Genomic DNA, 26,933 nt, shown 5'->3' on the forward strand with positions numbered 1-26,933 from the left:
GTCGGAAAAGTGTGCGGGCGCCATCGGCATCAGATTTCGCTGATGTTGCCGCATTCCCTTGCGTGGCAGGGATTGGCGCGCGCGATAGCGGTATGGCATTAGTTTTCCGCATACCCGGTGTCACAATAATTCGTTTGTCGCATGCGAAGCGCGTGAACAGAATGCCCTCCTGCTCAGTGGGTGGCGGTCACCAACCGAAGGGACCCGCCTACGTTTCTGGAGGGAGCCCCGCATGCGTACCGAGCGCAATTACGTGAACGGCGGTTTTGTCGACCCGCAAGGCGATGCGTTCATCGTTGTTCATAATCCGGCCACAGAGGTGCCCATCGCCCGCGTGCCGGCGGCCACACCGGCCGAGGCAATCGCCGCCGTGGACGCTGCGGCCGCTGCCCAGAAGACGTGGCGCAAGCTACCGAGCACGGAGCGCGCAAGCTACCTGCACAAGCTTGCCGATGCATTGACGGCGCGCGCCCCGCACATTGGCGCGGCGCTTGCGCAGGAATCGGGCAAGAGCGTGGAAGACGCCACCAACGAGGCGATCTACGCCGGCCAGATCACCCGATACCACGCGGAGTGGGCACGACGCATCGAAGGCGAGATCATCCCCAGCGATACGCCCGATGAAAACCTGCTGCTGCATCGCGAGCCGATTGGCGTTGTCGCGTGTTTGATCCCGTTCAACTTTCCCGTCTACACGCTGCTGCGTAAGGTCGCGCCCGCGCTGATCACTGGGAATACGGTTGTCGTGCGTCCCAGCAACAACACGCCGGTCTCGGCATTCGAGATTGCCAAAGCGGTGGAAGACGCGGGCTTTCCAGCAGGCGTCGTCAACATCCTGACGATGGACCACGCCACTGCCGAGGTGCTGTGCACCCAGCCGGCCGTCGGCATGATCACGCTCACGGGCAGCGTGAATGCTGGCCGCAAGGTGCTCGATTACTGCAAGGCAAACATCGCCAAGCCATCGCTTGAGCTTGGTGGAAAGACGCCCGCAATCATTGAGCCGGATGCCGATCTTGAACGCGCCGCCGCAGCGCTCGTCGCATCGAAGACAACGCACTGCGGCCAGCTGTGCACTGCCATCGAACGCGTGTATGTGCACGACAGCGTGCATGACCGCTTCGTCGCGCTGCTGAAGGAGAGGATGGCAGCTGTCCGTATTGGCGATCGTGCTGTAGACGCTTCTTGCATGGGCCCGCAGGTGAGCGCATCGGCGCGGGCAAACATCCACGCAATGGTGCAGCGTGCCATTGCCGACGGCGCGACGCTGGAAACAGGCGGCGTGATGCCCGACGGCTCGGGCTTCTTCTATCCGGCCACGCTGCTGACTCACTGCCGGCAAGACATGGAGATCGTGCAGGAAGAAACCTTCGGCCCGATCCTGCCGGTGCTGCGCTACGCGACCATCGACGAGGCCATTGCCTTGGCCAATGACCATCAGTTCGGCTTGGCGTCGGTGCTCTACACCGAGAACTACCGCACCGCGATGAAGGTGGCGAATGCCATCGAGGCGGGCGAGCTGTACGTCAACCGCACGCCAGCCGACCCCTACCAGGGCTACCACGCCGGCTGGAAACGCTCCGGCCTGGGCGGCGACGACGGCAAGCACGGGATGCTCGAGTTCACGCAGACCCGCCTGGTCGTCATGAAGTACTGATCCTCACCGCACCGTGTGTTCGATGTCTGGACCGTGGTGCCTCTGCATTTCCGAAAAAGAAAACCGGAGCGGCGCTAGACGCCTTTTCCCAGGAGACACTCCCATGACGACGAGCACTTCGTCCGTGGCGCAAACGGCGTCGCTTTCTGCCAGCGAGGCAACGCAATCCGCGCGCACGCAACGCTACATCCAGTTGGCGCTCGTGGTGCTGGCGGCGGGCACGATCTACCCGATGCTGTATCTGCGGCAGTACTACGGCCCGACGATGCAGGCGTTCTTCGGCATTGACGACCTGCAACTCGGCAGCTGTATTCCACGCTCGGCCTGGTGTTCGTAGCCTGCTACATCCCCAGTGGCTGGCTGGCAGACCGCGTGGCGCCGCGCATCCTCATCAGCTTTTCGCTGTATCTGACGGGCGCGCTTGGGTTCGTGTACTCAACGGCGCCGGCGTACCCGATGTTGCTGTTGATCTTCGGCTGCTGGGGCGTCTCCACGGGCCTGACGTTCTGGTCAGCCGTCATCAAGCGGGTGAACTCGATTGCGACGGACAGCGAGCGTGGGCGCTTCTTCGGCATGCTCGATGGGGGGCGTGGCCTGGTGGAGGCATCGCTGGCCTTCATCGCAGTCTCCGTCTTTGCGTACTTCACGCGCAACCATTCGGAGTTTGAGGGCTTCCGGGTGGTGTTGCTGATGTACTCCACCTTGTGCGTGACGATTGCCACGATTCTGGCGTTCATCAAGGACAGGAAGCCGGCCACCGCATCGGCCCTGCCCAAAGCTCAAGCGCGCAAGGGCAGCACGCTTGACGATCTCAAGACGCTGGCCAAGATCCCGGACTTGTGGATTCTGGCCGCGGTGGTGTTCTGCGGCTATCAGCTGTTCTGGTCCACCTACAACTTCGCGGCCTATCTGCGCGTGGGCGATTTCGGCCTGGCAGCCACGGTCACCGGCTTCATCACCATGGCCAAGATGTGGACGCGCCCGATTGCCGGCATTGGCGGTGGCTTCCTGGCTGACAAGCTCTCGCGCGAGGGCGTGCTGGCTGGCGTGCTGGTCTGCGGCAGTGTGGCGCTCGCCACCTTGGCCATGCTGCCAGCCGGTGCGCCGCTGGTGGTACTGGTCGGCCTCGTGCTGTTCATCGGTTTGATGGCGTATGGCGTGCGCGGGCTGTACTGGGCGCTGCTCGACAAGTGCAAGGTGCCTGAGCATTGCACGGGCTTGGCGATCGGGCTGGTTTCGATGATCGGCTATTCGCCGGACATCTTCCTGCCGTTGCTCAGCGGGCACCTCACGACCCGATATCCGCACGGCCTGGGTTACCGCTATTTCTTCTTCTACATCGTGGCAGTGGCGTTGTGTGGCGCGATCGGGGCGCTGATTCTGAAGCGCCGGTTTCGCCGCAAGGCGAACGGGGCCTGAGGCGGAACCATGACCCATTCATCGCCTTCCGTCGCTTCCATGCCGCAACCTCCCGAGAGGCAGGCCGCACATCGGGCGCGCACGCAGCGCTATGTGCAACTGCTGTTGCTGGTAGTTGCCGCTGGCGCGATCTACCCGATGTCGTACCTGCGGCAGGTGTACCAATCGACGATGCTGGAGTTCTTCCACATCGACGATGTGCAACTGGGGTATCTGTATTCGTCGCTCGGCACGATCTTCTTGCTGAGCTACCTGCCAAGCGGCTGGCTGGCCGACCGCTTGCCACCACGCTGGCTGATCTGCTTTTCGCTGTTGGCGACCGGCGCGCTGGGCCTGCTGTATGCCACGGGGCCGTCGTTCCCGGTGCTGGTGATGATCTTCGGCGCCTGGGGCCTGACCACGGGTCTCACGTTCTGGGCGGCTGTGATCAAGCGCGTGAACATGATTGCCGGGCCGGATGAGCAGGGTCGGTTCTTCGGCTTGCTCGACGGCGGCCGCGGTTTGATCGAGGCGTCGCTCGCCACCATTGCGATTGCCCTGTTTGCTTATGTGACGCACACGCGCGGCGGTACGGACATCGACGGCTTCAAGCACGTCGTCCATTTGTACGCGTTCTTCTGCATCGCGATGGGCGTGCTGCTTGCGCTGGTGAAGGAGTCCAAGTCGGCGGCGGGCCAGGGCGCAAAAGCCACCCTGGCTAGGCGCGGCAACGTGCTGGCGGATCTGAAGACGCTCGCCAGCATTCCCGAGCTGTGGCTGGTCGTCGCGATCGTGTTTTGCGGCTATCAGGTGTTCTGGGCCACCTACAGCTTTTCGGCGTACCTGCACGAAGGCGGCTTCGGGTTGACGACCACCGCTGCGGGCGTGATCACCACGCTCAAGTTGTGGATGCGCCCGATCGGTGGCATTGGCGGCGGCTGGCTGGGCGATCGCACATCGAAAGTGTCGGTGCTGTTCTGGGCGCTGGTGCTGGCCGCGGTATCGCTGGCGGCGCTGATCTTTGCTCCGACCAATAGCCCGGCAGTCATTCTGGTGGTGCTGGTGCTGTTCATCGGCATCCTGACGTACGCGGTGCGTGGGCTGTACTGGTCGCTGCTCGACGATTGTAAGGTGCCGCCGCACTGCTCCGGCCTGGCCATCGGCCTGATCTCCGTGTTGGGCTACGCGCCTGATGTCTTCCTCCCGCTCATCAACGGCTACGTCACGCAGACCTTTGCGGGCGCGCGTGGCTATCAGTTCTATTTCGGCTACATCGCGGTCATCGCCTTGCTGGGTGCAGGCGCGGCTGCCGTTCTCAAACAACGCTTGAACCGTCACAAGGAAACGTCATGAAAATCGTCTCGCTTGAAACGCACATCGTTGCAGTTCCGCCGCCGCACGTGGGCGGCATGTATTGGCTGTTCGTCAAGCTCAAGACCGACGATGGCATCGAAGGCGTGGGCGAAATCTACGCGGCCACGTTCCACCCGAAGGCGATGGTGCCGATCATCGAAGACGTGTTCGAGCGCTATCTGTTGAACCACGATCCGCACCACACCGAGCGCCTGTTCCGCCAGTGCTATTCGAGCGGCTTCACGCAGCGCCCGGACCTGACGATGATGGGCGTAGTCAGCGGCCTGGAAATGGCCTGCTGGGACATCATCGGCAAGGCGGCCGGCAAGCCCGTGTATGACCTGCTGGGCGGCAAGGTGAACGAACGCCTGCGCTCGTACACGTACCTCTATCCGAAGAACGCGCAGGGTGAATACGACTACGACGATCCGGACCTTGCAGCGGAATGCGCGCTGGAAAACGTCAAGCTGGGCTTCACTGCGGTGAAGTTCGATCCAGCAGGCCCGTACACCGCGTACTCGGGCCACCAACTGTCTCTGGAAGTGCTCGACCGCTGCGAGCTGTTTTGCCACCGCGTGCGCGAGGCCGTGGGCAGCAAGGCGGACCTGCTGTTCGGCACGCACGGGCAGATGGTGCCGTCCTCGGCCATTCGCCTGGCCAAGCGCCTGGAGAAATACGATCCGCTGTGGTTTGAAGAGCCGGTGCCGCCGGGCCAGGAGGAAGCGATAGCGACCATTGCGCAGCACACGTCCATCCCCATCGCCACGGGCGAGCGCCTGACCACCAAGTATGAATTCCACAAGCTGCTGCAGGCGGGCGGTGCATCGATCCTGCAACTGAACGTGGCGCGTGTGGGCGGCCTGCTGGAAGCCAAGAAGATCGCCACGTTGGCCGAGGTGCACTACGCGCAGATCGCGCCGCACTTGTACAACGGCCCCGTGGGGGCTGCGGCGAGCATCCAGCTTGCTGCTTGCACGCCGAACTTCCTGATCCAGGAAAGTATCGAGACGTGGGGCGGTTTCCATGCGGAAGTCGTCAAGACGCCGATCCGCTGGGAAGACGGCTACATCATCCCGTCCAACGAGCCGGGCCTGGGCATCGAGCTGAACATGGACGTGGTGCGCAAGCACGCGCCGTACACCGGCCAGCGCCTGCACTTGCAAATGGGCGAGAAGCCTGTCGACGTGAAGGACCTCGCGCCCGCGAAGGGCTGAGGCGCAGGGGGAAGATGTGAGCTACGACTACATCATCGTCGGCGCCGGGTCGGCCGGCTGCATTCTGGCTAATCGGCTGAGCGAATCGGGCAAGTACACCGTGCTGTTACTGGAAGCCGGCGAGCGCGACGATTCGTTCTGGTTCAAGGTGCCAGTCGGTTTCACCAAGACGTACTACAACCGGCGCTACAACTGGATGTATTACAGCGAGCCCGAGGCACAGCTCGCCGACCGCAAGCTGTACTGCCCGCGTGGCAAGGTGGTGGGCGGCTCCGGCTCGATCAACGCCATGGTGTACGTGCGCGGTCAGCGCAGCGACTTTGACGACTGGGCGAAGGCCGGTAACCCCGGCTGGGGTTACGACGACGTGCTGCCGTATTTCCGCAAGCTGGAAACGCACGCGGCGGCCGCGACCGACCCCCAACATCATGGTGCAGCCGGGCCGATCCACGTTACGTCGATGAAGGATGACGTGCACCCGATCGTGCACGAGTTCCTCAAGGGCTGCGAGCAGCTCGGGCTGCCGCGCACCGACGATTTCAATGGTGCGCAGTTCGAAGGCGCCGGCATCTATGACCTGAATACCAAACGCGGCGAGCGCTGTTCGAGCAGCTTTGCCTATCTGCGCCCTGCGCAATCGCGCCCGAATCTCACGGTGCGCTCGAGCACGCTGGTGCGGCGCGTGAAGTTTGATGGCAAGCGCGCGGTGGGCGTCGTTGTGGCGGGCGAGGGCGGAGACGAAACGATCGACGCCAAGCGCGAGGTGGTCCTTGCGGCCGGCGCGGTGGATACGCCCAAGCTGCTCCAGCTCTCGGGCGTAGGCGACCCAACGCTGCTGGCGCGCCACCAGGTGCCGCTTGTACAGGCGCTGCCGGCTGTCGGCCGCAACCTGCAAGACCACCTGTGCGTGAGTTTCTACTTCAAGGCCAACCGGCCGACGCTCAACGACGAGATGGGCAAGCTGATTGGCAAGATGAAGATTGGCCTGCGCTATCTGTCGACCAAGCGGGGCCCGCTGGCGATGAGTGTGAATCAGGCGGGGGGCTTCTTCCGGGGTGCACCGGACACGCAAGAGCCCAACATCCAGCTGTACTTCAACCCACTGTCGTACCGGATTCCGCAGAGCCCGGACGCCAACATTGAGCCGGAGCCGTATTCCGGTTTCCTGATCGCCTTTAACCCGTGCCGGCCCACCAGCCGCGGGTCGATCGAGATTGCATCGAACCGCGCGGAAGACGCCGCCAAGATCCACATCAACGCACTGACCACCCAGAAGGATCTGGACGAGGCGGTGCAAGGTAGCAAGGTGATTCGCTCGCTGATGTGCGCGCCTGCGCTGAAGGCCATGACCATCGAAGAGATTTCGCCGGGGCCGCAGATTCAATCCGACGAAGCCCTGCTGGAGTACTTCCGTGAGCAGTCGGGTTCGATCTACCACCTGTGTGGTTCGTGCGCGATGGGCACGGACGCTGCCAACTCGGTCGTCGATGCTTCGCTACGTGTGCACGGGCTGCAGAGCTTGCGCGTGGTAGACGCGTCGGTGTTTCCGAACATCACGTCCGGCAACATCAATGCGCCGACGATGATGGTAGCGGAGAAGGGCGCGGACCTGGTCCTTGCCGATGCCGAGGGCGCAAGCAAGGCGATCCCCCACCAGACAAGCCCGGCTGATATCGGCCACGCGTCGGCAATGGCTGAATCAATCTGATTTGAATAACGACAACAACACCGACCCCCAGGGAGCTTCTGACAATGAAAAAACGTTTCGCAGTACTGACCGTCTCTACCCTTTCCACCGCATGGGCAGGAACGGCCAACGCGCAGAGCAGCGTCACGCTGTACGGCGTGATCGACCAGGGCATCAACTTCACCAACAATGTCGGCGGCCACAGCCTGACTGAGATGGCCAGTGGCCACGTCCAGGGCAGCCGCTGGGGCTTGCGCGGGTCGGAAGACCTGGGTGGTGGCCTGAAGGCGATCTTCCAACTGGAGAACGGCTTCGCCGCCGATACGGGAGCGCCGGGTCAAGGGCGCCGCATGTTCGGCCGCCAGGCGTATGTTGGCCTGGAGAGCAACCAGTACGGCCGGCTCACGCTGGGCCGCCAGTACGACTCCGTGGTCGACTTCTTCGCGCCGACTACCGCCAACGGCAACTGGGCCGGCTATCAGTTCGCCCACCCGCTCGACAATGACAACACCGACAACTCATTCCGCCTGGACAACGCCATCAAGTACGCCAGCCCGAGCTTTGGCGGTTTCCGGTTTGGCGGGGCGTATGCGTCTAGCGATACCACGTCATTTACCGATAACCGTGTCTACAGCTTCGGCGCAAGCTACACCAACGGCGGCTTGACGCTGGGTGCGGGCTACATGCTCGGCAACCGCATTGGCAAAGGTGAAGTCGGGGCGCTCACTGCCAGCGATGCCAGCTACATCGCCAACCAGATGCGCGTGTTTGGCGCGGGCATCAACTACACGACGGGCCCGGCGACGGTTGGTTTTGCGTATTCAAACTCGAACTACAGCCAGCCATCGGGTAACGGCTACGGCGTGAGCCTTGCCGCACCGGGCGCAACGGTGGACGCGATCAAGTACCACAACTTTGAAGTCAACGGTAAGTACCAGATCACGCCCGCGTTCTTCCTGGGTGGCCAGTACGTGCTGTCGCTGATGAAGTACGACGCGTCGACAGGCCGCGCCGAACCCCGTATCCATCTGGTTGGCCTGATGGCGGACTACAGCTTCTCCAAGCGCACCGATGTGTACCTGCAGACCTCTTACCAGCGCGTGGCGGGTGGCAAGACCGGCTCGCAGTTGGACAACGGGTTCGTCATGGGGGCGCAAGGCCCGTCTTCGACATCTGGCCAGATGGCTGTACGCCTGGCGCTGCGCCACAAGTTCTGATGTGACACGGCAGATTCGTCACGCCTGATGCGTCGTGACGATATGCCGTTGAGCGCCACACCCCGATCCCCCAAAGGGCCCCCGCTCGCTGGGGGATTGGTCTGTCTGGCGGCCGAAATCCTCCCGTTCGTGAATACGCAACCCAATTGCGCGCCCGTTGGCGCAAAATAGCGGTTTGGGCATTTTTTGTGCCCCTCGAACACCTTGGAGACGGTATGAACAACGTTGCCGAATCGGCCCCTCTCGCCCTGTCGATCGAAAAGAACCCCAATGCCGTTGCGGCGGATGCGCGTGCGCGCCTGCTGGAAAGCCCGGCTTTCGGCCGTGTATTCACCGACCACATGGCCACCATCCGCTACACCGAGGGCAAGGGCTGGCACGACGCCAAGATTAGCGCGCGTGGTGTCGTCCCGATGGATCCGGCCACCCAGGTGCTGCACTACGCGCAAGAAATTTTTGAAGGGATGAAGGCCTACCGCCTGCCGGATGGCGGCGGTGCGCTGTTCCGCCCCGATGCCAATGCGCGCCGCTTCCAGAACTCGGCCAAGCGCCTGGCAATGCCGGCACTGCCGGAAGACCTGTTCCTGCAGTCCGTGCGCGAACTCGTGAAGCTGGATCGCGAATGGATTCCGTCGGGCGAGGGCTCGGCGCTGTACTTGCGCCCGTTTATGATTGCCACCGAGGTCGCATTGGGCGTCAAGCCGGCGGCCGAATATCTCTACTGCGTGATTGCCTGCCCGGTGGGCGCGTACTTCAAGGGTGGCGCGTCGGCGGCCGTCACGATCTGGGTGTCCGATACCTACACGCGCGCCGCACCCGGCGGCACCGGCGACGCCAAGTGCGGCGGCAACTATGCCGCCAGCCTGCTCGCCCAAGCCGAAGCCACGCGCGAAGGGTGTGACCAGGTGGTCTTCCTCGACGCCGTGGAGCGCAAGTGGATTGAAGAGCTCGGCGGCATGAACGTGTTCTTCGTCTTCGACGATGGCTCGCTGCAGACGCCACCGCTCACCGGCACGATCCTGCCAGGCATCACGCGCGATTCGCTGATTACCCTAGCCCGTGGCATGGGTCTGACGGTGCGCGAAGAGCCGTACTCCATCGACCAATGGCAGGCCGACGCCCAAAGCGGCCGCTTGCGTGAAGCGTTTGCCTGCGGCACCGCCGCCGTCGTCACGCCCATCGGCAAGGTCAAGGGCCACAAGCACAACTTCACCATTGGCGACGGTGGTGCGGGCGAGCTGACGACCAAGCTGAAGGCCGCGCTGGTCGAACTCCAGAACGGCCGCGTGCCGGACCCGCACGGCTGGCTCGACCGCGTGTTCTGAGCTCGGGATGGCCGCGTCGCTTTCCCCGCTTTCCATTGACGGTGCCGAGGCGTGGATCACCACGCCGGACGGCCGTCTTTACGCCAAGCAATGGGGCGGCCCAGTGGACGATGCGGCCAAGCCGCCGATCGTGCTGCTGCACGATTCGCTCGGTTGCGTGGAACTGTGGCGCGACTTTCCGCAGCGCTTGGCGCAATCGACCGGCCATGCGGTGATCGCCTATGACCGCCTCGGCTTCGGCAAGTCCGATGCCTTCCCGGGGCAGCTCGATCCGGCATTCATTCAGCACGAAGCGTACGGCGGCTTTGCAGCGCTCACCGAGCAGCTTGGCGTGGACCGCTTCATCGTGTTCGGCCACAGCGTGGGCGGCGGGATGGCCGTGTCGATTGCGGCCGCCTACCCCGACCGTTGCGCGGGTTTGATCACCGAGTCTGCACAGGCGTTTGTGGAAGAGCAGACGCGTGAAGGTATTCGCGTTGCCCAGGCGCAGTTTGCCGAGCCCGGGCAGATGGGCCGGCTCGAGCGCTATCACGGTGACAAGGCGCAATGGGTGCTGGATGCGTGGGTGAACACGTGGTTGTCACCGGCCTTTGCGCAGTGGTGCCTGGATGATGCATTGCTGGCGGTACGCAGCCCCGTGCTGGCGCTGCACGGCACGGAAGACGAGTACGGCTCGACCGCGCAACCCGAGCGTATCGTCACGCTGGCTGGGGCGCCCGCCACGCTCAAGCTGGTGCAGCGTTGCGGGCATGTGCCGCACCGGGAGCAGGAATCGACCGTGCTCGAAGCGGTCAACGCGTTCCTCCGCACATTGGCTTGATTGCGCTACCGCATCAGCGGCAGGTCTTCTCCGGTTTCTTCTCCGGCATTGGCCAACGCTGCACTTTCGAAGAGTGCACGGGTGTGCAACGCACCAAAATCGAACGACCGTTTTTAAATCGCCCGTTTCAAGCGCCGTCGTCTTTCCCACACTCCAAAAGGCCACATCCGCGCCGCGCCGTTTGGAAGGCCACGCCTAGCTTCTGATGTTGGACTCCTGGCCTGCCGAGCCTATAAAGCAGGCGTCGGGCATGACCCGGCGGCGCACGCATGTGCGTACACAAAGCCACCCAGCGGGGCAAAACAGGAGGAAGACACATGGCAACACCTGGCATGGTCGCGTCCGTGGAGTGGACCGACGGCAAGCGCTACCTCTGGATGCTTGGCGCGCTGACCATCACGCTGCCCATCATTGCGGCCGTTTCGGCGCTCGCCACGGGCTGGCATCCGCTGTGGTGGGCGGGGCCGTTCATCGTGTTTACGATCATCCCGCTGCTCGATTTCCTGATTGGCGACGACAGCGACAATCCGTCCGAAAACGTCGTTCCCGTGCTGGAAAAGCAGCGTTACTACCGCCGCATCGTTTATCTGGCGACCACGGTGCTCTACGTGAGTTTTGCGGTGGCGATGTGGGTGCTGCGTACGCATGACCTCGCCTGGCACGACTACGTTGCGTTCGCATTTTCGGTGGGCGTGGTGACGGGCATCTCGATCAATACCGCGCACGAACTGGGGCACAAGACCGACGGTTTCGAGCGCTGGTTGGCCAAGATCACGCTTGCGCCGGTCGCTTACGGCCACTTTTTTGTGGAGCACAACCGTGGCCACCACGTGCGCGTTGCCACGCCGGCTGACCCGGCTAGCGCGCGCTATGGCGAATCGTTCTGGGCATTCCTGCCGCGTACGGTGGTGGGCAGCATCAAATCGGCGTGGGCATTGGAAAAGCACCGGCTGGAGCAGCAAGGGCGCTCGGTCTGGTCGTGGCGCAACGATGTGCTCAATGCCTGGGCGATGACGGTGGTGCTGTGGGGTGTGTGCATTGCGTTCGTTGGGCCCAAGGCGGTGCCGTTCCTGATCATCCAGGCCATCTACGGCGCCTCGCTGCTGGAGGTGGTGAACTACCTGGAGCACTACGGCCTGTGCCGCCAGCAGTTGCCCAGCGGCCGCTACGAGCGCTGCACGCCGCAGCATTCGTGGAACAGCAACCACGTGGTGACGAACCTGTTCCTGTATCAACTGCAGCGGCATGCCGATCATCACGCCAACCCGACGCGCTCGTTCCAGGCGCTGCGGCATTTCGAGCACTCGCCGCAACTGCCTGCGGGTTACGCCGCGATGATCCTGATCGCCTATGTGCCGCCGCTGTGGTTCCGAGTCATGAACCCGCGCGTGGTGGCGCATTACAACGGCGACATGTCGCTGGCGAACATCAAGCCGTCGATTCGGCAGAAGGTGCTGGCACAGCATCCAGCGCGGGCTTGATTTTCGCCATGGCAATGCCGGGGCGCAGGGTTGGTAGCAGAATATCGGCGCGATCACTGCCCACCTACTGCCATGAACGCCGCCACGCCCGCCGCCTTGCTTGAACCCGTTCCCGTCAGCCTGCGCTCCAGCGAGGGCCTCGGCTGGGACGGCTTTGCCGCCACGCTGCTCGGTATCCGCCCGGGCACGTACCGGGTGCCGGCGATGGAGCACCACCGCATCAACGTGCATGTGGGTGCGCCGGTGCGCGCGAACTGTGTGTGCGATGGCCGCCGCTATTCGCGCATCCAGGCACATGGCGATGCGGATGTGATTCCCGCCGGGTTGCCCGGCATGTGGACCGATGATGCGGATTGCCGGATTCTCCGCATCGCCATCAGCGATGGCCTTGTGCTGCGCATTGGCGAGCAGATCGGCTTGCGCACCGCTCATATCACGCCCCGTCTGCAGTGGCGCGACACGCGCGTGCAGCATCTGGCTGCGGCGCTTGGCGCCGAACTGGAAGCGGAAGACACGTCCGACGCGCTCTACGCGGAAAGTCTGTGCACGGCGCTTGTGGTCCGCCTGCTGAACAGCAGCCGGGATGTCGTCTCCGGCGGAGCGAACAGCGCGCGGACGCTGGCACCCCGCGTGGCCGCGCGCGTGATCGACTACATCGAGGCCCATCTACACCAGCGGCTGACATTGGCGGAGGTGGCTGCGCAGGCCGGCCTGAGCGTGCCGCACTTCAACGTGCTGTTTCGCGCCACGCTGGGCGTGCCTGTCCATCGCTACGTTGTGCAGCGCCGCGTGGAACGCGCGAAGGCGCTGTTGCTGGAGGGCCGGCGTAGCGCCTCGCAGATCGCACTGGACGTCGGCTTTGCGCACCAGAGCCATATGACGCAGTGGATGCAGCGGCTGCTTGGCGTGACGCCGCGCGATATCACGCGGGCAGCCAGGGCAGGGGCGGCGTCCGCATAGTCGATCCTCCAGATCTGCCAGATTCCGCTGTTCCTGCAAGTTTGTCTCGCGGGGGCGGCCTAAGCTCGCGTCTCACCTGATAGGAGCGCGAGCATGTTTGTCATCTTTGGAGCATCGGGCAAGGTCGGTCACGCTACCGCCGTGGCATTGCGCAACGCGGGGCGCTCCGTGCGTGCGGTGGTACGTCACGGTCGGCAAGGCGAGGCGCTGGCCAAGATCGGCTGCGACGTTTCCATCGCTGATCTGATCGATTCGGCCTCCGTCGCGGCAGCCATCAAGGGCGCCACGGCGGTGCAGATTCTGTGCCCGGTGCCGGTGGGCGATGCGGACCCAGCGTCGACCATGGAGCGCATGATCGACGTGGCCGCTGGTGCGCTGCGCGTCAACCCGCCGCCTGCGGTGCTGGCCTTGTCGGACTACGGCGCGGAGCTGGACCACGGGACGGGCCTCACGCGGCTGTTCCATCTGCTGGAAGAACGGCTCAAACCGGTGGCCACGCACCTCACGCTGCTGCGCTCAGCCGAGCACGCGCAGAACTGGGCGGCGATGCTGCCCGTCATGCTGGCGACGGGGCGGTTGCCGAGCTTGCATCAGCCACTGGATCGCGCCTTTGCCACGGTTGCAACGCAGGACGTTGGCGCGCTGGCCGCTGAACTGCTGCTGGAAGGCCCGGCGGGGAAGGCGCCGCGCATCGTCAGCCTGGAAGGCCCGCGCCGCGTGAACCTGATCGAGGTGGCACGGGCCTTCAGCGCCGTCATCGGCCGCGAGATCATCGCTGAAGCCGTGCCGCGTGCGGCCTGGGTGCCGATGCTGCAGCGCGCCGGACTGTGTGCAAACCACGTGCAGCTCATCACCGAGCTTTACGACGCCGTGAACGCCGGGCAGATCGATGTCGAAAAGGGCGTTTCCGAACAGCGCTTCGGCAAGACCGAGTTGCACGATGTGTTTGCCGCGATGCTCGCAGCACACCGGAAGTCGAGGTAGCCGCGCGAGGTCGTGGGCCGCAAATACGAATGCCTCTTATGCAGATTTGTATCTGCGCTTCCCGGTTATTCCGCACGGCACGCTATGACCTCACTATGATCTCGGGATTGCTTCGGAGGTCACCATGCTGTCTGCACAGGCTGCGTGCGCGATGGGAACGGCGGTTGTGCTTGCGGCATCGGCGCTGCCGGCGCAGGCGGTGCTGCCGGATGAGATCCAGGTCTACACCGGTGATATCAACGCGCCGGGCGAGTTCGGGCTGGAGTTGCACGTCAATACCACCCCCAGCGGCATTGGCGTGCCGAGCTATCCGAACGAAGTCACGACGCCGCACGGCTGGCGTGCCACGGCGGAGTTCTCCTACGGCCTGACGCCCTCGTTGGAGCTCGGGCTGTATGTGCCGACCACGCTCACGCGCGAGAACACCTATTACGTGACCGGCCCCAAGGTGCGGGTGAAATGGATGCCCGTTCGGCCCGTGGATGGCGTGGGGCAATTTGCAGGCGTCAATGTGGAACTCGCCCACGTGGCCGGGCGTTTCGAAGCGTCGCAGAACGCGATGGAACTGCGGCCCATCTATGGGTATCAGGATGACCGGTGGCTGTGGGCGGTCAATCCGGTGCTTGATTGGAATCTCTCAGGGGATGGGCGCAGCGGCGTGCCGGAAGCCGCGCCCAGTTTCAAGATTGCGCGGACGGTCGCCACGGGCGTGCGCGCCGGCATGGAGTATTACGCCGGGCTTGGCCCCATCAACCATATCGCGCCACTGCACGAACAGCAGCACACGGCATTTCTGGCATTCGATGTGGACCTCAAGCCATTCGTCTTCAATTTCGGCATTGGGCGCGGCCTGACACGCGCAACCGATCGCTGGACGCTGAAGTGGATCTTCGAGATTCCGCTGAGCTGATCCTTGGCCGCTGCGCCACGTAGCATCTATCCTTTGCAGCAACCGATTGCGCCAGGTCGCCAGGAGGCCGCCATGACGATCGACTTACGCTGCATTGCACTGGCATTGCTGTTGTCAGCGTCTGCCACGCATGCCGAAGACGACCTGCAGAACCGTGGTCACGATCCGTTCTTCCAGATCTCGTCGGGCGTGGCCAACTGCCCCGAGCCTGCCGGACCGCGCATCAGCGAAGCCGAATGGAAGCGTGATTCCCACCACCGCATCGAGCACGGCAACCACTGCTGGGTCGAGGGCCGCTGTCGGCTGCCCAATGCGTTTTCCTACGACGATGAGATTGCAGAGACGGCGAAGCGCCGCCTGCAGTGGATGGCCATCCATGTGCCCGGCTGGAAGCAGAACACCACGCTGTGGGTGACGGTGTGGCAGCGCTGGATGCTTGTGCAGGGCTGTGTGGCACCGGGCTACGCGTTCGAGCCGTTCATGACTGCGCTGCGCGACGTGCCCGATGTGGAGCGTTTTATCAACGAGACGACGGCACACCCGGAGCGGGGCGTGCCGTATGCGCTGTTTCGCAAGGGTGCGGTCGCCAAACCTTGAGTTGCGCTGGGGCGTGGCTCAGGGCTTGTGCTTTTGGTAGGTGCCGATGAGTTCGGCTTCTGCCACCACATGACCGCGCATGGCGCGTTCCAGTTCGGCCTTGGTGGGCGCACCCAACTCCGGCAGCTCCACGTTCAGCGCGTAAAGCTTGTGGTAGTAGCGATGCCGCCCGGTGGGCGGGCACGGACCGCCGTAAGCGGTGCGCTGCCAGTCGTTGTTGCCGGGGCGTGCGCCGGGCGGTAGTCCTTTGCGCGCGGCATCTTCGGCCAGCGACGTGGTGCCGGGCGGGATGTTGTAGAGCACCCAGTGGACCCACGTCATCTGTGGTGCTGCCGGGTCGGGGGCATCCGGGTCATCGACGATCAATGCCAGACTGCGTGCGCCTGCCGGTACACCCGTCCACGCGAGCGGTGGCGATGTATCCGAGCCTTCGCATGTGAGGCGGCTGGGGATCTCGCCGCCGGCGGTAAAGGCCGGTGAGGTCAGGGTGAGCGTCATGGCGTTCCTCACTTGAGCGGAGATGGGCGTGCCGCATACGGCCACCAGCAGCAGCGTCAGGACGCGTGTTCGGCGGCAATGCTGGGGCATGTGTGAACTCCCGGTGGCGAGGGCGCATCCGGTGCGGTATGGCCCTCTGATTCCTTTCAAGCTAGTGCGCGACAGCGGTGCTGACAAGCATCGCCGCCGCCGCGCGAACGCACGCCGCTGTCAGGCAAACAATGGCAGCACCAGCGCCACCACCGCAGGCACCGTCTGCACATACAGAATCCGCCGGCTCACGGTGATGGCGCCCCAGATGCCCGCCACCGCTACGCAGATCAGCCCGAACAACGCAAACGCGGCATTGATGACCGGGTTGGGTGCCACCAGCCCGATCACCAGCGCAGCCACCAGAAAGCCGTTGTACAGGCCCTGGTTGGACGCCATGGCTGCGGTTTCGGCAGCCTTCTCGGGCGTCATGCGGAACACCTTCGGGCCGCGCGACTTCCACAACACCATTTCCAGCACGACGATGTAGACGTGGATCAGCAGCACCAGCAGATAGGCGATGAGGGCAAGGGTTTTGATCATGGCGTTTGTCATGTCAGGAATGAGCGTGCCGCCATGATAGAGATTTTGCGCCGCCTGCCTGCTCCCAGAAGGAGGGGTATCAGGGCCCCGTCAACGCGCGGGCCTTGGCAAAGGTGTGCAGCGACGCTTCTGCCGAGGCGATGGATGCCGGCTCGATTGCCGTCAGCGCCTGGCCGCAGAGCCTGTCGATGGTCTCGCGTGTGTTGCGCACGAGTGTCTTGCCTGCGGGGCGAATGGCAATCTGGCGGCCCGCGTGCGTGCTTTGGCGCTCGACCAGGCCGATTTTCTCCAGCGCCCGCACGCGCTTGAGCACGGCAGGGCGTGGCAGCCCGAGCGGCTGCGCGCACTCTGCAAGGCTGGCATGGCTGTCTGCATGTGAGGCCAGCCAATCCAGCAGCACGAAATCAGCGAAATCGATGCCGTAGTGCGTGCCGAGCTTGTCGTCGAGTTTGCGCTGCAGGCTGGCCTGCGCGCGCTGCACTGCCATGCAGAACGTGAATCCCGGTGTACTCATGCTGCGCGCTCCACGTTTTCATAGCCACATGCGCCTTGGCAGGGGACTTCCTGGCGCCAGAGCGTGACCAGCGTTTCCAGTTCGTGTGCTGCATCAAAGTCCGGCGCCTCGCGGTGCTTGACCAGATCGAGCACTTCAAACACGAAGCTCGATTCACCGTGGTCTGCCCAGTCCTTGCGGAGCAACGCGTTGGCATGGGTGCCGTGCTTCAGCTCGAAGTGATGGCGGTTGAGCGTGCTCTGCGCATCGGTGCTGCCCTTGATCAACGCCCGGCCGGTGATGAGGTTGCGGATGGCATAAACACCCCAGCCTGCACCCGCGCGGCTTCGGGTCTCAAGGTACTGGCGTTTCAGTTCTCGTCGGTCGGTCATGGTGGGTCCTTATGCGATGCATGTGTGGTGCAGCCTGCGTTGATAGGCGGCCGTCGTTTGTCAATTATTACCCGGGTAATAATTGTTGGTCAATAATACCCGGGTTAAATGCGCAATGAGTGTGCTGTCGAGCACTTGGACCGTTGCAGGCGCGGCTGCAAATTTCACGGCCCGCGGCTATGCTGTGCGCTTTCGTTTCAGGCAAAGGAGCCACGCATGACTGCGCCGCAAGGATCCATGATTTCGTTCAAGCGCCCGGACGGGCAGGAACTCCAGGGCTATCTGGCCAAGCCGGCCAAGGCAGAAGGCGCCCCCGGGGTGGTCGTCATCCAGGAATGGTGGGGCCTGAACGACCAGATTCGCGGCGTGGCGGATCGCCTCGCGCGCGCCGGCTATGTGGCGCTGGTGCCCGACCTGTATCGCGGCACGATGACGGTGGAAGAGGAAGAAGCCCACCATCTGATGAGCAACCTGAATTTTGGCGACGCCGCCACGCAAGATGTGCGCGGCGCCGTGCAATACCTCAAGCAGACCTGCGACCGCGTGGGCGTGACGGGCTACTGCATGGGCGGTGCGCTGACGTTGCTGGCGCTGTGCAATGTGCCCGAAGCCGCGGCCGGTGTGGTCTGGTACGGCTGCCCGCCGCTGGAGTACATCGATGCCTCGAAGATCAAGGTGCCGGTGCAGGGCCACTGGGCCACGCAAGACGGCTTCTTCAAGATCGAAACGGTGGACGAGTTGGAAAAGAAGCTGACCGGCGCCGGTGTCGATGTCGACTTCCACCGCTACCTTGCACACCACGCCTTCGCCAACGAAACGGCCGTCGGCCCCAACCGCATTGCCGCGACGCAGTACGACCCGGTGTGGGCGCAGCATGCGTGGGACCGCACGCTGACGTTCTTCGGCCGCACGCTCTGGAACCAGGGCTAACCGGCCAGAATCACCCGCGCCGCGCGGTCACCCCACCACGCGGCTTCTTCAAAGACGGAGTAGCCGGACAGGTCCGCATGTGCATAGTGGATCGGTCCGCTGCTTTCGCGCAGGCGCGCAATGCCCGGCCGCGAGAGAAAGCCCGGCGTGGGAATCGCCATGGCGTGGCCACGTAGCGTGAGGTCTGCGCGGCGAATCTGCGTGCGCAGGCGGATGCCGTACACCGTATCGAGATCGGCTAGCGCGCGATCGAGCAGCGCCTGTGGCGGTGCCTTCAGCAGCCATTCGCGCGCGGCCTTGGGCGTCATGTCCGACAGCGCCACATAGGCCGTGAACACGCTCTGCGCGGGCGGCCCCACGCGGATGTCTTGGTGATTGGCCACCACGTAGCCTAATCCCGTGCCGCGATACACCACGTTGTCCCACGCGAGCGGCGTGTCGTCGTGCTCTGGCGGAAAGCCTTCGATCAGCAGGTTGGCGAGCAGCCACGGTGCGGCTTCGGGCAACTCGGCGGCAGGCACGTCAAAGCCTTCGATGACGTGTTTGGCAACGTGCAGCGGCATCGCGCTGACCACGTGATCAGCCAGCAGCCGCACGACGCGGCCATCGGCTTGCGGCACATCGGCATAGATGCGGGCGCCGGCTTCGTTTGTGGTGCCGATGCGTGCGGCGCTGCCGGGCAGCAGGCGGCCGGGTTCGTTCAGCCCAGCCGCTTCAAAGAGCCGCTCGGCCATCCAGTCCAACCCTTCTGGCCATGTGAGTACGGTGCCCTGTTCTGCATTGCTGGCCATGCCGCCACGGCTGGCGAAGTAGGCAATGCCGGCCCAGGCGGAGACGTGGTCGGCGGTACTACCGTAGTCGTCGCGGCAACAGTAGTCGGCATACCAGTGCAGGGTGTCGGCGTGGTAGCCCTCGCGGTGCAGCCAGTCGCGGAAGGTGAGCGCATCGAGCGCGCGCCAAGTCGGGTCGGTGGAAGCCAGCGCCGTGGGGACGGTGAAGATGCGTCGGCCATCATTGCCGGTGGTCTGGCGCAGGCGGTCGATGTGGGCGAAGAAGCGGGTGTGTTCGGCGCGTTCTTCGGCCGTGATGCCCTCGTGCGGTACGAAGCCGTCTTGCCAGCGATTGCCGAGCCACAGGCGTTCATCCGGCGCATGCACGAGCACGCGTTCGTCGTAGGTGGGGCGCAGTGCAAACGGGTTGCGTTCGATCACGCCAAAGTCGGCCAGCATCTCGCGCACGTGTGTCGATTCCATCGACGGCAGCGGCAGGTAATGTGCGCCCGTCGGAAAGCGCTGGGTGCCCGACGCCGTATTGAACCCGCCGCCGGCGGCGTTGCCATAGCGCTCCGGCCCCTCCACGACCACCACATCGTGCCGGCCGCTCTTCGCCAGTCGCCACGCGCAGCTCAATCCGCCGATGCCGCTGCCGCAGATGGCCACGCCCACGCGGCGTGTTTCCGACGGTGCGGGCAAGGCGCGCAAGTCGCGCAGTTGGTGGCCGGCGGTCTGGCCGGGCATGCGCACGTTGGGCGTGATCTCCGTAAAGGCGCGAAAGCCGGCCCACGAAGCAGCACCTGCCGCGGCCACACCGGCTGCAGCAGCACCCACCAGAAAGCTGCGTCGCGTTGCCATCAGCGCAGCACGCCGTGCCAGTCTTCTTCGAAGTACCGCACCAGCGATTGGTTGTTCAGCCGGTTGGGCTCCACCTGCGGGCGCGGCATGTCGGGGGCGAAGCTGAACATCTGGTGCGTGGTGTCGGCATCCAGGAAACGTGTCGGCACGCGGTAGGACGTGGGCGGCTGGAAGTCCGCCCGGCCGGGTGCCGCGAGGATGAAACCCCATTCCCCAAACGATGGCACCAGCGCGTGGTACGGCCACGTGCGGTAGCCGGCTTCCTTCAAGGTCGCATCCACGCACCAGTACGAGCGCGGCGCGAAGTAGGGCGACGTCGCCTGGATGACCACCAGTCCCGTATCCGCCACATGGCGCGACAGCAGCCGATAGAACGGCACCGAATACAGCTTGCCGATGCTGAAGTTGGACGGGTCCGGAAAATCGACGATGGCCACGTCGAACATGTCGGTGGCCGTCTGCAGCCACTGCCCCGCATCGGCGTTGACCACCGTCACGCGCGGGTCGCTGAACGCATGCTGATTGAGCGCAACCAGCGCTTCCGCGTGCGAGAACAGGTTCGTCATGCGCGGGTCCAGATCGACCAGCGTGACGTGTTCGACTTCGGGGTACTTCAGTATCTGCCGCAGCGCCAGGCCATCGCCGCCGCCTAGCACCAGCACGCGCCGCGCACCGCGTACGGATTCCAGTGCGGGCAGCACCAGGGCTTCGTGATAGCGGTATTCGTCGCGCGAAGAGAACTGCAGGTTGCCGTTGATGTAGAGGCGCAGATCATCCTTCCAGCGCGTCACCACGAGCCGTTGATACGGCGACGAAATCGCGTGGATGATCTCGTCGCCAAAGAGCGCGCGCTCCGACCAATGCGTGAGCTTGTCCGATGCGCCAAAGCCCGCCAGCAGGGCTGCTGCCACCGCACCTGCGCGCCACGCCATTGCGCTGCGCATGCGGGCCGTCAGCACCAATTCCGCACGGAAGTGCCAGAGCGTCCACACTGCAATCGCCGTATTGAGCAGCCCGAACAGGAAGCCCGTGCGCACCAGCCCCAGGCGCGGCGCCAGCACCAACGGAAACAGCAGCGACACGGCCAGCGCGCCCAGGTAATCGAACGTCAGCACGCGGCTGACCAGGTCGGAAAACTTGGCCTGTCGGCGATGCAGCATGCGCATCACCAGCGGAATCTCCATGCCCACCAGCACGCCAATCACCGTCACCAACGCGTACAACACCAGCCGGAACGGCGCCGATTCCACCGCAAACAACACAAACAGCGCCGCCGCCGACACGCCGCCAAACAGCCCCACCAGCAGTTCCAGATCGACAAAGCGGGCGAGTAGCGCGTCATCCGTCACATAGCGCGAGAGCCACGAACCGATGCCCATGGCAAACAGATAGGCGCCGATGATGGAGGAGAACTGCAGGATGGAATCGCCCAGCAGGTACGAAGCCAATGCCCCGGCAATCAGTTCGTAGGCCAACCCGCACGAGGCGACCACGAACACGGCAAGAACGAGCAGGGCATTGCCGCGGCCGGCCGGCTGCGTGGTTTCGTAAGTGGCGTCAGGCTGCGGCGTCGACATGCGGCAAGGGTGGAAAATGAAGGAGCGTTAACAAACGGCGGGCCCGAATGGCGAGCGCGATTGTGCCGTCTTTTTCGTGCCGCCGCGAGCGCATCGCGTGCAACAGAATGGGGGGGTACGCAAGCGACGCATGAGCCGCTATAGTGGCGCCACCTATGCATTGCCAGGCCCGTGTTGGCCACTATCTGCCATGCCCGACATGACTGCTTCCGTGATCGCCTACGCCTCCCACCTGCTGGCGGGCGCCGTGGTGTTCTCCGGCTTCTTCTTCGTCTACCTGCGCCTGACGCCGTATGACGAGTTCAAGCTGATCCGTGAGGGCAACATCGCAGCGGCGCTGTCGCTGGCCGGCGCGCTGCTCGGTTTCGTGCTGACCATCGCGTCGAGCATCACGCACGCCGATGGCTTGGTGCCCTTCCTGTTCTGGGCGGTGATGGCGTCGGTCGTGCAACTGATCGTGTTTCTGGTGCTCACGCGCCTGATGCCGGATTACCGTCTGCAGATCGAGCACAACAACATCGCCGCCGGTATGCTGTTTGGCGTGAGCGCGCTGGCCGTTGGCGTGATCAACGCGGCTTGTTTGTCCTGACTCGTGTCCTGATCCTCTGATTGTTCCTGCCCCGCAAATCATTGCGAAGGAGTTTGCTGTGAGCCTGTCCAGTTTTATCAAGAAGCAGTTTATTGACATCCTGCAGTGGACGGAGAGCGAAGATGGTGTGCTCGCCTGGCGCTATCCCATGCAGGACATGGAAATCCAGAACGGCGGCACCCTGGTCGTGCGCGACTCGCAGATGGCGATGTTCGTGAACGAAGGCCAGATCGCCGATGTGTTCAGCGCCGGCACCTTCAAGCTGACCACGCAGACGCTGCCCGTTCTCACGTACCTGAAGAACTGGGACAAGCTGTTCGAGTCCCCCTTCAAGTCCGACGTCTACTACTTCAGCACGCGTCAACAACTTGGCCGCCGCTGGGGCACGCCGCAGCCGGTCACGGTGCGCGACAAGGATTTCGGCATGGTGCGCCTGCGCGCCTTTGGCGTGTATGCCTACCACGTGGCCGATCCGAAGCTGTTTTACCAGCAGGTGAGCGGCACCCGCGACATCTACACCGTCGATGACGTCGAGGCGCAGCTCGGCCCCGTCATCATGGGCGCGATGGCCACGGCGTTTGGCGAGTCCGGTGTGCCGTTCCTGGATCTGGCCGCCAATCAGATGCTGATGTCGAACAAGGTGCGCGATGCGCTGCTGCCGCAGTTCACGCAGTACGGCTTGGCGTTGGATAGCTTCCAGGTCTCCAGCGTTACGCTGCCGGACGAATTGCAGGCCGCGCTGGACCGCCGCATCAGCATGGACATGACCGGTGACATGCAGCGCTTCACGCAGTACCAGACGGCCGAATCGCTGCCGCTGGCTGCGCGCAATGAAGGTGGCATTGCCGGCACGGGTGCCGGCTTGGCAGCAGGCTTGGCGATGGGCCAGGCGATGGCTGATAGCCTGCGCACGGCAGTGCAGGGCGGTGCCGCCCAAGCGCCGGCAGCACAACCGGCCGCCGCCGCGCCTGTAGCGCCAGCCGCAGACGACCCGACCGCACGTTTGGGCAAGCTCAAGGAATTGCTCGACAAGGGCCTCATCACGCAAGCGGACTTTGATGCCGGCAAGGCTGCCGTGCTCAAGGCGCTGACCGGGGGCTGATCTTCAGCCTCACGGATCGGATGATCGGGCGGCTCCGTAAGCCGCCCGTTTTTCTGCGCAATGTTTCGCGCAATCGAACGACCTGACCATGTTTCATGCCAACTGCCCGGCGTGTGGCGCGCCGGTGGAACTGAAGTCTGCCGCCGCCGTCATGACGGTGTGCAGCTTCTGCAAAAGCACACTGCTGCGCGACGGCGAGACGCTGTCCGACATCGGCAAGATGTCCGCCGTACTGGAGGACTACGCACGCGTGCAGATCGGCACCACCGGGCGCTACAAGAACAAGGCGTTCACCGTGGTCGGCCGCATCCAGCTGCGCTACGACGCAGGTTTCTGGAACGAGTGGTACATCCTCTTCGATGACGGCACCGATGGCTGGCTGGCAGAAGCCTCCGGACAGGTGACGATCACCTTTTCGCGTGGCACACCGGCCAACGCCGTCGCGTTTGAGGCGCTGCGTCCGGGTCTGCTGTATGAGGCGGAAGGCAAGTCGTTCACACTGTCCGACGTGCGCGAAGCCGATTGCACCGGCGGCCAGGGCGAATTGCCATTCCGCGTGGGTGAAGGCTGGCATGCCAAGGTGGCCGATGGCCGCCGCGACGATGCGTTCATCACGCTGGACTACTCCGACGGCACGGCCCCCACGCTCTACGTGGGCGAAGCCACCACGCTCGAATTGCTCAAGTGCCAGCTCCTGCGTACCGACGCCGAGATCAAGGAAACCGCCGGCCGCGTTCCGCGCAAACTCACCAACCTCGACTGCCCGCAGTGCGGCACGTCGATTCCGTTCAGCCCCGGCATGACCGGCCACGTGCTGTGCCCCGGCTGCGGCGCGGCCATCGATGCGGCAACACCGCGCGGCGAGATCATCGCGCGTGCGCGGTCGGTGCCGCAGGTTGTCACCACGCTGGAACTGGGCGACAAGGCGCTCATCGATGGCCAGCAGTGGCAGGTGATTGGCGTGATGCGGCGCACGGTGGTCGACGGCGGCGGTGAATGGTTTGAATACCTGCTGTACACGCCCAAGCGCGGTTTCAGTTGGATGGTCGAGACCGATGACGGCTGGTTCCGCGCTAACGTGCTCGACCGCTGGCCCACACAGACCGACGGCCGCAAGGCCACGCTCGGCAATACGCAATACACCCGCGACGAGGACTACACCGCCCGCGTGACCTACGCCGCCGGCGCGTTCAACTGGCGTGTGCAGGCAGGCGACCAGACGCGCGTGGTGGAATACACGGCGGGTCAGGAAAGTCTTGCTGCGGAGAGCGACGCGCATGAGCTGACGTGGTCCAAGAGCACGCCGGTGAGCGCCGCCCAGATGAAGGCGTGGTTCGGCAAGGTGGTGCCGGAGCCGGTTGAAGAATCGTCGTCGAATTACATGACGGTGGCCGTGGTGGCGTGCGTGCTACTGGGCCTGCTGAACTTAGTGCCGTTCTTCATGGCGCCGGGTTCGGTATTTGGAATCACGCTGTTCGCGGCGCTGTTGCTGATCGTTCCGGCATGGTTGGTCGCCAAGGTTGGGGGTGGCGAATGAAGGGCTGGTTCGTCTTCTATGCCGTGGCGGTGGTCATTGGCGCGACATACATGGACTGGAAGGCGGGGTTTGCCGCGCCACGCACGCCGTCGTACGGCAATAGTTCCAGCGGGTCGTCCTACTGGGGTGGATCGTCGGGCGGTAGCGGCTATGGCGGTGGCTTCAGCGGGGGCCATAAGTGACGCGGACTGACGTGCCGCCCTCCATGGTCGAGGCACCCGCCGCGGTGGGCGAACATCTGCTGCTCGATCTGTACGGCGTCGCGCCCGATCTGCTGCGCGATGCTGCGGCGCTGGAAGCCACCTTGCGTGCGGCGGCAGCTGCGCTGGGGGCGACCATCCTGCATGCGCACCTGCATCGCTTTGATTCACTGCGCGGCGGTTCGCCGGTCGACGAACAGGGCGGCGTGACGGGCGTCCTGCTGCTGGCGGAATCACATCTTTCCATCCATACCTGGCCAGAACATGGGTTTGCCGCCGTGGACGCGTTCATGTGCGGTACGGGCACGACGCATGCCGCGCGTGCAGTGTTTGAGCGGGCGTTGGCGCCCACGCGTGTGGATGTGCGCGTCATGCAGCGCGGTCGATGAATGATCTAGATCTTTCGATCTAATACACATTTCGGCCTGTTCATATTCCATGCATGACGGGCAGAGTGGTACTTCGGGTTGCATTCCGATGGCGGATGCAAGGCCATCGGTGTTTTCCACCAACCGACGAGGCCTTCATGACCACACTGCCCACGCAAGTCCCTTCTTCGCTCGTTCCCACGCCCTTCGTTGCGCCGCCGGCATTGCCGGACTGGATCGAGGCCCGCATGCGGCGTCACTTCGATGACCGTATTGCTAAGCTGCTTGGGGGTGATCATCTGCTGCGTGGCCGGTTGCCGGGTCCCGACGCATTGTTTCTGAACAGTAACGATTATCTGGGTTTGCTTGGTGAACGTGCGTTGGTTCGTGCCCAAGCGCGCGCGCTATTGGAACGAGAGGACGAGTTGCTCATGTCGGCCGTATTTCAACATGGCGACACACCACAGCATCGGGTTGAGCATCGACTCGCCACCATGATGCGCGCGGAGGCCGGGCTGATTGCCCAGTCCGGCTGGGCCGCCAATGTGGGGCTGGTTCAGAGCGTTGCCGGACCGGGTGTCCCTGTTTATATCGACATGCATGCCCATGCATCGCTCTGGGAGGGCATTACCGCAGCTGGCGCAGAACCGATGCCCTTCCTTCACAACGATGCCGAACATTTGGATCGATTGATCGCACGCAGAGGCCCCGGTGTGGTGCTGGTCGATTCCGTCTACAGCACGACCGGGAGCGTTGCACCTCTGGTGGCGTTTGCCGAGATTGCCGAGTCCAGGGGTGCGGTGCTCGTGGTGGATGAATCCCATGCGTTTGGTACCCATGGCTGGGGCGGGGCAGGCTTGGTGGCACAACTCGGCTTGGAGGCGCGAGTGCATTTTCGTACGGCTTCACTGGCGAAGGCGTTTGCAGGGCGGGCAGGGTTTGTCGCTTGCGGGGCCCGATTCAAGGAGTTTCTTGCGATGGAAGCGCGGCCGGCAATTTTTAGCTCCGGATTGTTGCGTCATGAAGTCGCATGGTTTGCGGCAGCGGCGGATTTCATTACGCGAGCAGAAGACAGACGGGAGCGCCTGCGAGCGATTACCCGATCAGCGCGTGCCGCGATTGCTGCGCTGGGTTATCCCATTCAGGATGGTACGGAGCAGATCATTGCGCTCGAAGCGGGAACGGAACCACAAGTCAAAATATTGCGTGACGCTTTGCAATCACGCGGAATTTTTGGCGCGGTATTCTGTGCGCCAGCGACTCCAAAGAATCGGGCATTGATGCGGCTCACCTTGCATGCCAAGCTGCGCGCTGAGGATATGGAGCGCTTATTCGACGTGTTGCGAGATATCCGGGACGAAGTCCGGCTGGAGACCTGGTCATCCACGCGCAGGGCCCGGCGAGCGGCCGCGTTTGTCTAATACAACATGAATTTCAAGG

At 63.9% G+C, this 26,933-nt stretch carries 27 protein-coding genes; 21 read left to right on the top strand and 6 right to left on the bottom strand.

Features of this window, described 5'->3' with window-relative positions; translation table 11 throughout:
* The first annotated feature begins 232 nt into the window (after positions 1-232).
* The 14 genes from aldA to ACN9M1_RS17995 all read left to right on the top strand — a co-directional run bounded on the left by aldA (position 233) and on the right by ACN9M1_RS17995 (position 15,603).
* Positions 233-1,657 (top strand): aldehyde dehydrogenase, encoded by a 1,425-nt coding sequence (gene aldA, locus ACN9M1_RS17930; protein ID WP_426399913.1) that lies wholly within the window; start codon positions 233-235, stop codon positions 1,655-1,657.
* A gap of 103 nt (positions 1,658-1,760) precedes the next feature.
* Positions 1,761-1,994, top strand: coding sequence for a hypothetical protein (locus tag ACN9M1_RS17935; RefSeq protein WP_426399914.1), 234 nt, complete (start codon positions 1,761-1,763; stop codon positions 1,992-1,994).
* On the top strand, positions 1,985-3,076 hold the full coding sequence (locus ACN9M1_RS17940; protein ID WP_426399915.1) for an MFS transporter: 1,092 nt from the start codon (positions 1,985-1,987) through the stop codon (positions 3,074-3,076). Before ACN9M1_RS17935 ends, ACN9M1_RS17940 begins: the two co-directional genes overlap by 10 nt.
* A gap of 9 nt (positions 3,077-3,085) precedes the next feature.
* Positions 3,086-4,408, top strand: a complete 1,323-nt coding sequence (locus tag ACN9M1_RS17945) for an MFS transporter (RefSeq protein WP_426399916.1) — start codon at positions 3,086-3,088, stop codon at positions 4,406-4,408.
* Entirely contained in the window at positions 4,405-5,622 is a 1,218-nt protein-coding gene (locus tag ACN9M1_RS17950) for a mandelate racemase/muconate lactonizing enzyme family protein (protein WP_426399917.1), read from the top strand. The genes ACN9M1_RS17945 and ACN9M1_RS17950 overlap by 4 nt, the downstream gene beginning before the upstream one ends.
* Before the next feature lie 16 nt (positions 5,623-5,638).
* A complete protein-coding gene (locus ACN9M1_RS17955) occupies positions 5,639-7,330 on the top strand; it encodes a GMC family oxidoreductase (protein WP_426399918.1) in 1,692 nt (563 codons plus the stop codon).
* Positions 7,331-7,374: 44 nt separating this feature from the next.
* Positions 7,375-8,526 carry a porin gene (locus ACN9M1_RS17960; protein ID WP_426399919.1) on the top strand — a complete coding sequence of 384 codons (1,152 nt, stop codon included), beginning with the start codon at positions 7,375-7,377 and terminating at the stop codon, positions 8,524-8,526.
* Between the two features lie 215 nt (positions 8,527-8,741).
* Positions 8,742-9,851: a branched-chain amino acid aminotransferase gene (locus ACN9M1_RS17965; protein WP_426399920.1), complete on the top strand. Its 1,110-nt coding sequence runs from the start codon at positions 8,742-8,744 to the stop codon at positions 9,849-9,851.
* 7 nt (positions 9,852-9,858) lie between these two features.
* Positions 9,859-10,671, top strand: coding sequence for an alpha/beta fold hydrolase (locus tag ACN9M1_RS17970; RefSeq protein WP_426399921.1), 813 nt, complete (start codon positions 9,859-9,861; stop codon positions 10,669-10,671).
* A 317-nt stretch (positions 10,672-10,988) separates the two neighbouring features.
* A complete protein-coding gene (locus ACN9M1_RS17975) occupies positions 10,989-12,152 on the top strand; it encodes an alkane 1-monooxygenase (protein ID WP_426399922.1) in 1,164 nt (387 codons plus the stop codon).
* Positions 12,153-12,224: 72 nt separating this feature from the next.
* The gene (locus ACN9M1_RS17980; RefSeq protein ID WP_426399923.1) at positions 12,225-13,112 is read left to right on the top strand and encodes a helix-turn-helix domain-containing protein; all 888 of its coding nucleotides are present in this window, start codon (positions 12,225-12,227) and stop codon (positions 13,110-13,112) included.
* 93 nt (positions 13,113-13,205) lie between these two features.
* Positions 13,206-14,096, top strand: a complete 891-nt coding sequence (locus ACN9M1_RS17985) for an NmrA family NAD(P)-binding protein (protein ID WP_426399924.1) — start codon at positions 13,206-13,208, stop codon at positions 14,094-14,096.
* Between the two features lie 124 nt (positions 14,097-14,220).
* Positions 14,221-15,006 carry a hypothetical protein gene (locus ACN9M1_RS17990; protein ID WP_426399925.1) on the top strand — a complete coding sequence of 262 codons (786 nt, stop codon included), beginning with the start codon at positions 14,221-14,223 and terminating at the stop codon, positions 15,004-15,006.
* Between the two features lie 72 nt (positions 15,007-15,078).
* The gene (locus tag ACN9M1_RS17995; RefSeq protein WP_426399926.1) at positions 15,079-15,603 is read left to right on the top strand and encodes a BON domain-containing protein; all 525 of its coding nucleotides are present in this window, start codon (positions 15,079-15,081) and stop codon (positions 15,601-15,603) included.
* 18 nt (positions 15,604-15,621) lie between these two features.
* Here the strand turns inward: ACN9M1_RS17995 and ACN9M1_RS18000 are convergent, their stop codons facing one another.
* The 4 genes from ACN9M1_RS18000 to ACN9M1_RS18015 form a co-directional block, all read right to left on the bottom strand.
* Entirely contained in the window at positions 15,622-16,101 is a 480-nt protein-coding gene (locus ACN9M1_RS18000; protein ID WP_426400754.1) for a YbhB/YbcL family Raf kinase inhibitor-like protein, read from the bottom strand.
* A 210-nt stretch (positions 16,102-16,311) separates the two neighbouring features.
* A complete protein-coding gene (locus tag ACN9M1_RS18005) occupies positions 16,312-16,674 on the bottom strand; it encodes a DUF1304 domain-containing protein (protein ID WP_426399927.1) in 363 nt (120 codons plus the stop codon).
* A 79-nt stretch (positions 16,675-16,753) separates the two neighbouring features.
* Positions 16,754-17,188 (bottom strand): MarR family winged helix-turn-helix transcriptional regulator, encoded by a 435-nt coding sequence (locus ACN9M1_RS18010; protein ID WP_426399928.1) that lies wholly within the window; start codon positions 17,186-17,188, stop codon positions 16,754-16,756.
* Entirely contained in the window at positions 17,185-17,559 is a 375-nt protein-coding gene (locus ACN9M1_RS18015; RefSeq protein WP_426399929.1) for a GIY-YIG nuclease family protein, read from the bottom strand. The genes ACN9M1_RS18010 and ACN9M1_RS18015 overlap by 4 nt, the downstream gene beginning before the upstream one ends.
* A 216-nt stretch (positions 17,560-17,775) precedes the next feature.
* On the opposite strand from ACN9M1_RS18015, the gene ACN9M1_RS18020 reads away from it, so the two are divergent.
* Complete coding sequence (locus tag ACN9M1_RS18020) at positions 17,776-18,489, top strand: dienelactone hydrolase family protein (RefSeq protein WP_426399930.1); 714 nt, start codon at positions 17,776-17,778, stop codon at positions 18,487-18,489.
* On the opposite strand, the gene ACN9M1_RS18025 is transcribed toward ACN9M1_RS18020, so the two are convergent.
* Both ACN9M1_RS18025 and ACN9M1_RS18030 read right to left on the bottom strand, forming a co-directional pair.
* Positions 18,486-20,120, bottom strand: coding sequence for an NAD(P)-binding protein (locus ACN9M1_RS18025; RefSeq protein WP_426399931.1), 1,635 nt, complete (start codon positions 20,118-20,120; stop codon positions 18,486-18,488). The two genes, ACN9M1_RS18020 and ACN9M1_RS18025, sit on opposite strands and share 4 nt — an antisense overlap.
* A complete protein-coding gene (locus tag ACN9M1_RS18030) occupies positions 20,120-21,697 on the bottom strand; it encodes a polyamine aminopropyltransferase (RefSeq protein ID WP_426399932.1) in 1,578 nt (525 codons plus the stop codon). Before ACN9M1_RS18030 ends, ACN9M1_RS18025 begins: the two co-directional genes overlap by 1 nt.
* A 190-nt stretch (positions 21,698-21,887) precedes the next feature.
* Here ACN9M1_RS18030 and ACN9M1_RS18035 point away from each other — a divergent pair, with 190 nt between their 5' ends.
* From ACN9M1_RS18035 to cqsA, 6 genes are all read left to right on the top strand, one after another.
* Positions 21,888-22,286, top strand: a complete 399-nt coding sequence (locus ACN9M1_RS18035) for a DUF350 domain-containing protein (RefSeq protein WP_009240530.1) — start codon at positions 21,888-21,890, stop codon at positions 22,284-22,286.
* Positions 22,287-22,344: 58 nt separating this feature from the next.
* The gene (locus ACN9M1_RS18040) at positions 22,345-23,388 is read left to right on the top strand and encodes an SPFH domain-containing protein (protein ID WP_426399933.1); all 1,044 of its coding nucleotides are present in this window, start codon (positions 22,345-22,347) and stop codon (positions 23,386-23,388) included.
* 88 nt (positions 23,389-23,476) lie between these two features.
* Entirely contained in the window at positions 23,477-24,925 is a 1,449-nt protein-coding gene (locus tag ACN9M1_RS18045; RefSeq protein WP_426399934.1) for a DUF4178 domain-containing protein, read from the top strand.
* Positions 24,922-25,107, top strand: a complete 186-nt coding sequence (locus ACN9M1_RS18050; RefSeq protein WP_426399935.1) for a hypothetical protein — start codon at positions 24,922-24,924, stop codon at positions 25,105-25,107. The genes ACN9M1_RS18045 and ACN9M1_RS18050 overlap by 4 nt, the downstream gene beginning before the upstream one ends.
* Positions 25,104-25,514 carry an adenosylmethionine decarboxylase gene (gene speD, locus ACN9M1_RS18055; protein WP_426399936.1) on the top strand — a complete coding sequence of 137 codons (411 nt, stop codon included), beginning with the start codon at positions 25,104-25,106 and terminating at the stop codon, positions 25,512-25,514. The genes ACN9M1_RS18050 and speD overlap by 4 nt, the downstream gene beginning before the upstream one ends.
* Positions 25,515-25,651: 137 nt before the next feature.
* Positions 25,652-26,914: an alpha-hydroxyketone-type quorum-sensing autoinducer synthase gene (cqsA, locus tag ACN9M1_RS18060; protein WP_426399937.1), complete on the top strand. Its 1,263-nt coding sequence runs from the start codon at positions 25,652-25,654 to the stop codon at positions 26,912-26,914.
* The last annotated feature ends 19 nt before the right edge of the window (positions 26,915-26,933 follow it).

Source organism: Ralstonia sp. R-29, from assembly GCF_049913345.1.
Taxonomy (GTDB): Bacteria; Pseudomonadota; Gammaproteobacteria; order Burkholderiales; family Burkholderiaceae; genus Ralstonia.

Bases quoted from the DNA above. Each gene is read 5' to 3' on its own strand.
- aldA (WP_426399913.1), top strand. From the start codon at position 233: ATGCGTACCGAGCGCAATTACGTGAACGGCGGTTTTGTCGACCCGCAA.
- ACN9M1_RS17935 (WP_426399914.1), top strand. From the start codon at position 1,761: ATGACGACGAGCACTTCGTCCGTGGCGCAAACGGCGTCGCTTTCTGCC.
- ACN9M1_RS17945 (WP_426399916.1), top strand. From the start codon at position 3,086: ATGACCCATTCATCGCCTTCCGTCGCTTCCATGCCGCAACCTCCCGAG.
- ACN9M1_RS17950 (WP_426399917.1), top strand. From the start codon at position 4,405: ATGAAAATCGTCTCGCTTGAAACGCACATCGTTGCAGTTCCGCCGCCG.
- ACN9M1_RS17960 (WP_426399919.1), top strand. From the start codon at position 7,375: ATGAAAAAACGTTTCGCAGTACTGACCGTCTCTACCCTTTCCACCGCA.
- ACN9M1_RS17965 (WP_426399920.1), top strand. From the start codon at position 8,742: ATGAACAACGTTGCCGAATCGGCCCCTCTCGCCCTGTCGATCGAAAAG.
- ACN9M1_RS17970 (WP_426399921.1), top strand. From the start codon at position 9,859: ATGGCCGCGTCGCTTTCCCCGCTTTCCATTGACGGTGCCGAGGCGTGG.
- ACN9M1_RS17975 (WP_426399922.1), top strand. From the start codon at position 10,989: ATGGCAACACCTGGCATGGTCGCGTCCGTGGAGTGGACCGACGGCAAG.
- ACN9M1_RS17980 (WP_426399923.1), top strand. From the start codon at position 12,225: ATGAACGCCGCCACGCCCGCCGCCTTGCTTGAACCCGTTCCCGTCAGC.
- ACN9M1_RS17985 (WP_426399924.1), top strand. From the start codon at position 13,206: ATGTTTGTCATCTTTGGAGCATCGGGCAAGGTCGGTCACGCTACCGCC.
- ACN9M1_RS17990 (WP_426399925.1), top strand. From the start codon at position 14,221: ATGCTGTCTGCACAGGCTGCGTGCGCGATGGGAACGGCGGTTGTGCTT.
- ACN9M1_RS17995 (WP_426399926.1), top strand. From the start codon at position 15,079: ATGACGATCGACTTACGCTGCATTGCACTGGCATTGCTGTTGTCAGCG.
- ACN9M1_RS18000 (WP_426400754.1), bottom strand. From the start codon at position 16,101: ATGACGCTCACCCTGACCTCACCGGCCTTTACCGCCGGCGGCGAGATC.
- ACN9M1_RS18005 (WP_426399927.1), bottom strand. From the start codon at position 16,674: ATGATCAAAACCCTTGCCCTCATCGCCTATCTGCTGGTGCTGCTGATC.
- ACN9M1_RS18010 (WP_426399928.1), bottom strand. From the start codon at position 17,188: ATGAGTACACCGGGATTCACGTTCTGCATGGCAGTGCAGCGCGCGCAG.
- ACN9M1_RS18015 (WP_426399929.1), bottom strand. From the start codon at position 17,559: ATGACCGACCGACGAGAACTGAAACGCCAGTACCTTGAGACCCGAAGC.
- ACN9M1_RS18020 (WP_426399930.1), top strand. From the start codon at position 17,776: ATGACTGCGCCGCAAGGATCCATGATTTCGTTCAAGCGCCCGGACGGG.
- ACN9M1_RS18025 (WP_426399931.1), bottom strand. From the start codon at position 20,120: ATGGCAACGCGACGCAGCTTTCTGGTGGGTGCTGCTGCAGCCGGTGTG.
- ACN9M1_RS18030 (WP_426399932.1), bottom strand. From the start codon at position 21,697: ATGTCGACGCCGCAGCCTGACGCCACTTACGAAACCACGCAGCCGGCC.
- ACN9M1_RS18035 (WP_009240530.1), top strand. From the start codon at position 21,888: ATGCCCGACATGACTGCTTCCGTGATCGCCTACGCCTCCCACCTGCTG.
- ACN9M1_RS18045 (WP_426399934.1), top strand. From the start codon at position 23,477: ATGTTTCATGCCAACTGCCCGGCGTGTGGCGCGCCGGTGGAACTGAAG.
- ACN9M1_RS18050 (WP_426399935.1), top strand. From the start codon at position 24,922: ATGAAGGGCTGGTTCGTCTTCTATGCCGTGGCGGTGGTCATTGGCGCG.
- cqsA (WP_426399937.1), top strand. From the start codon at position 25,652: ATGACCACACTGCCCACGCAAGTCCCTTCTTCGCTCGTTCCCACGCCC.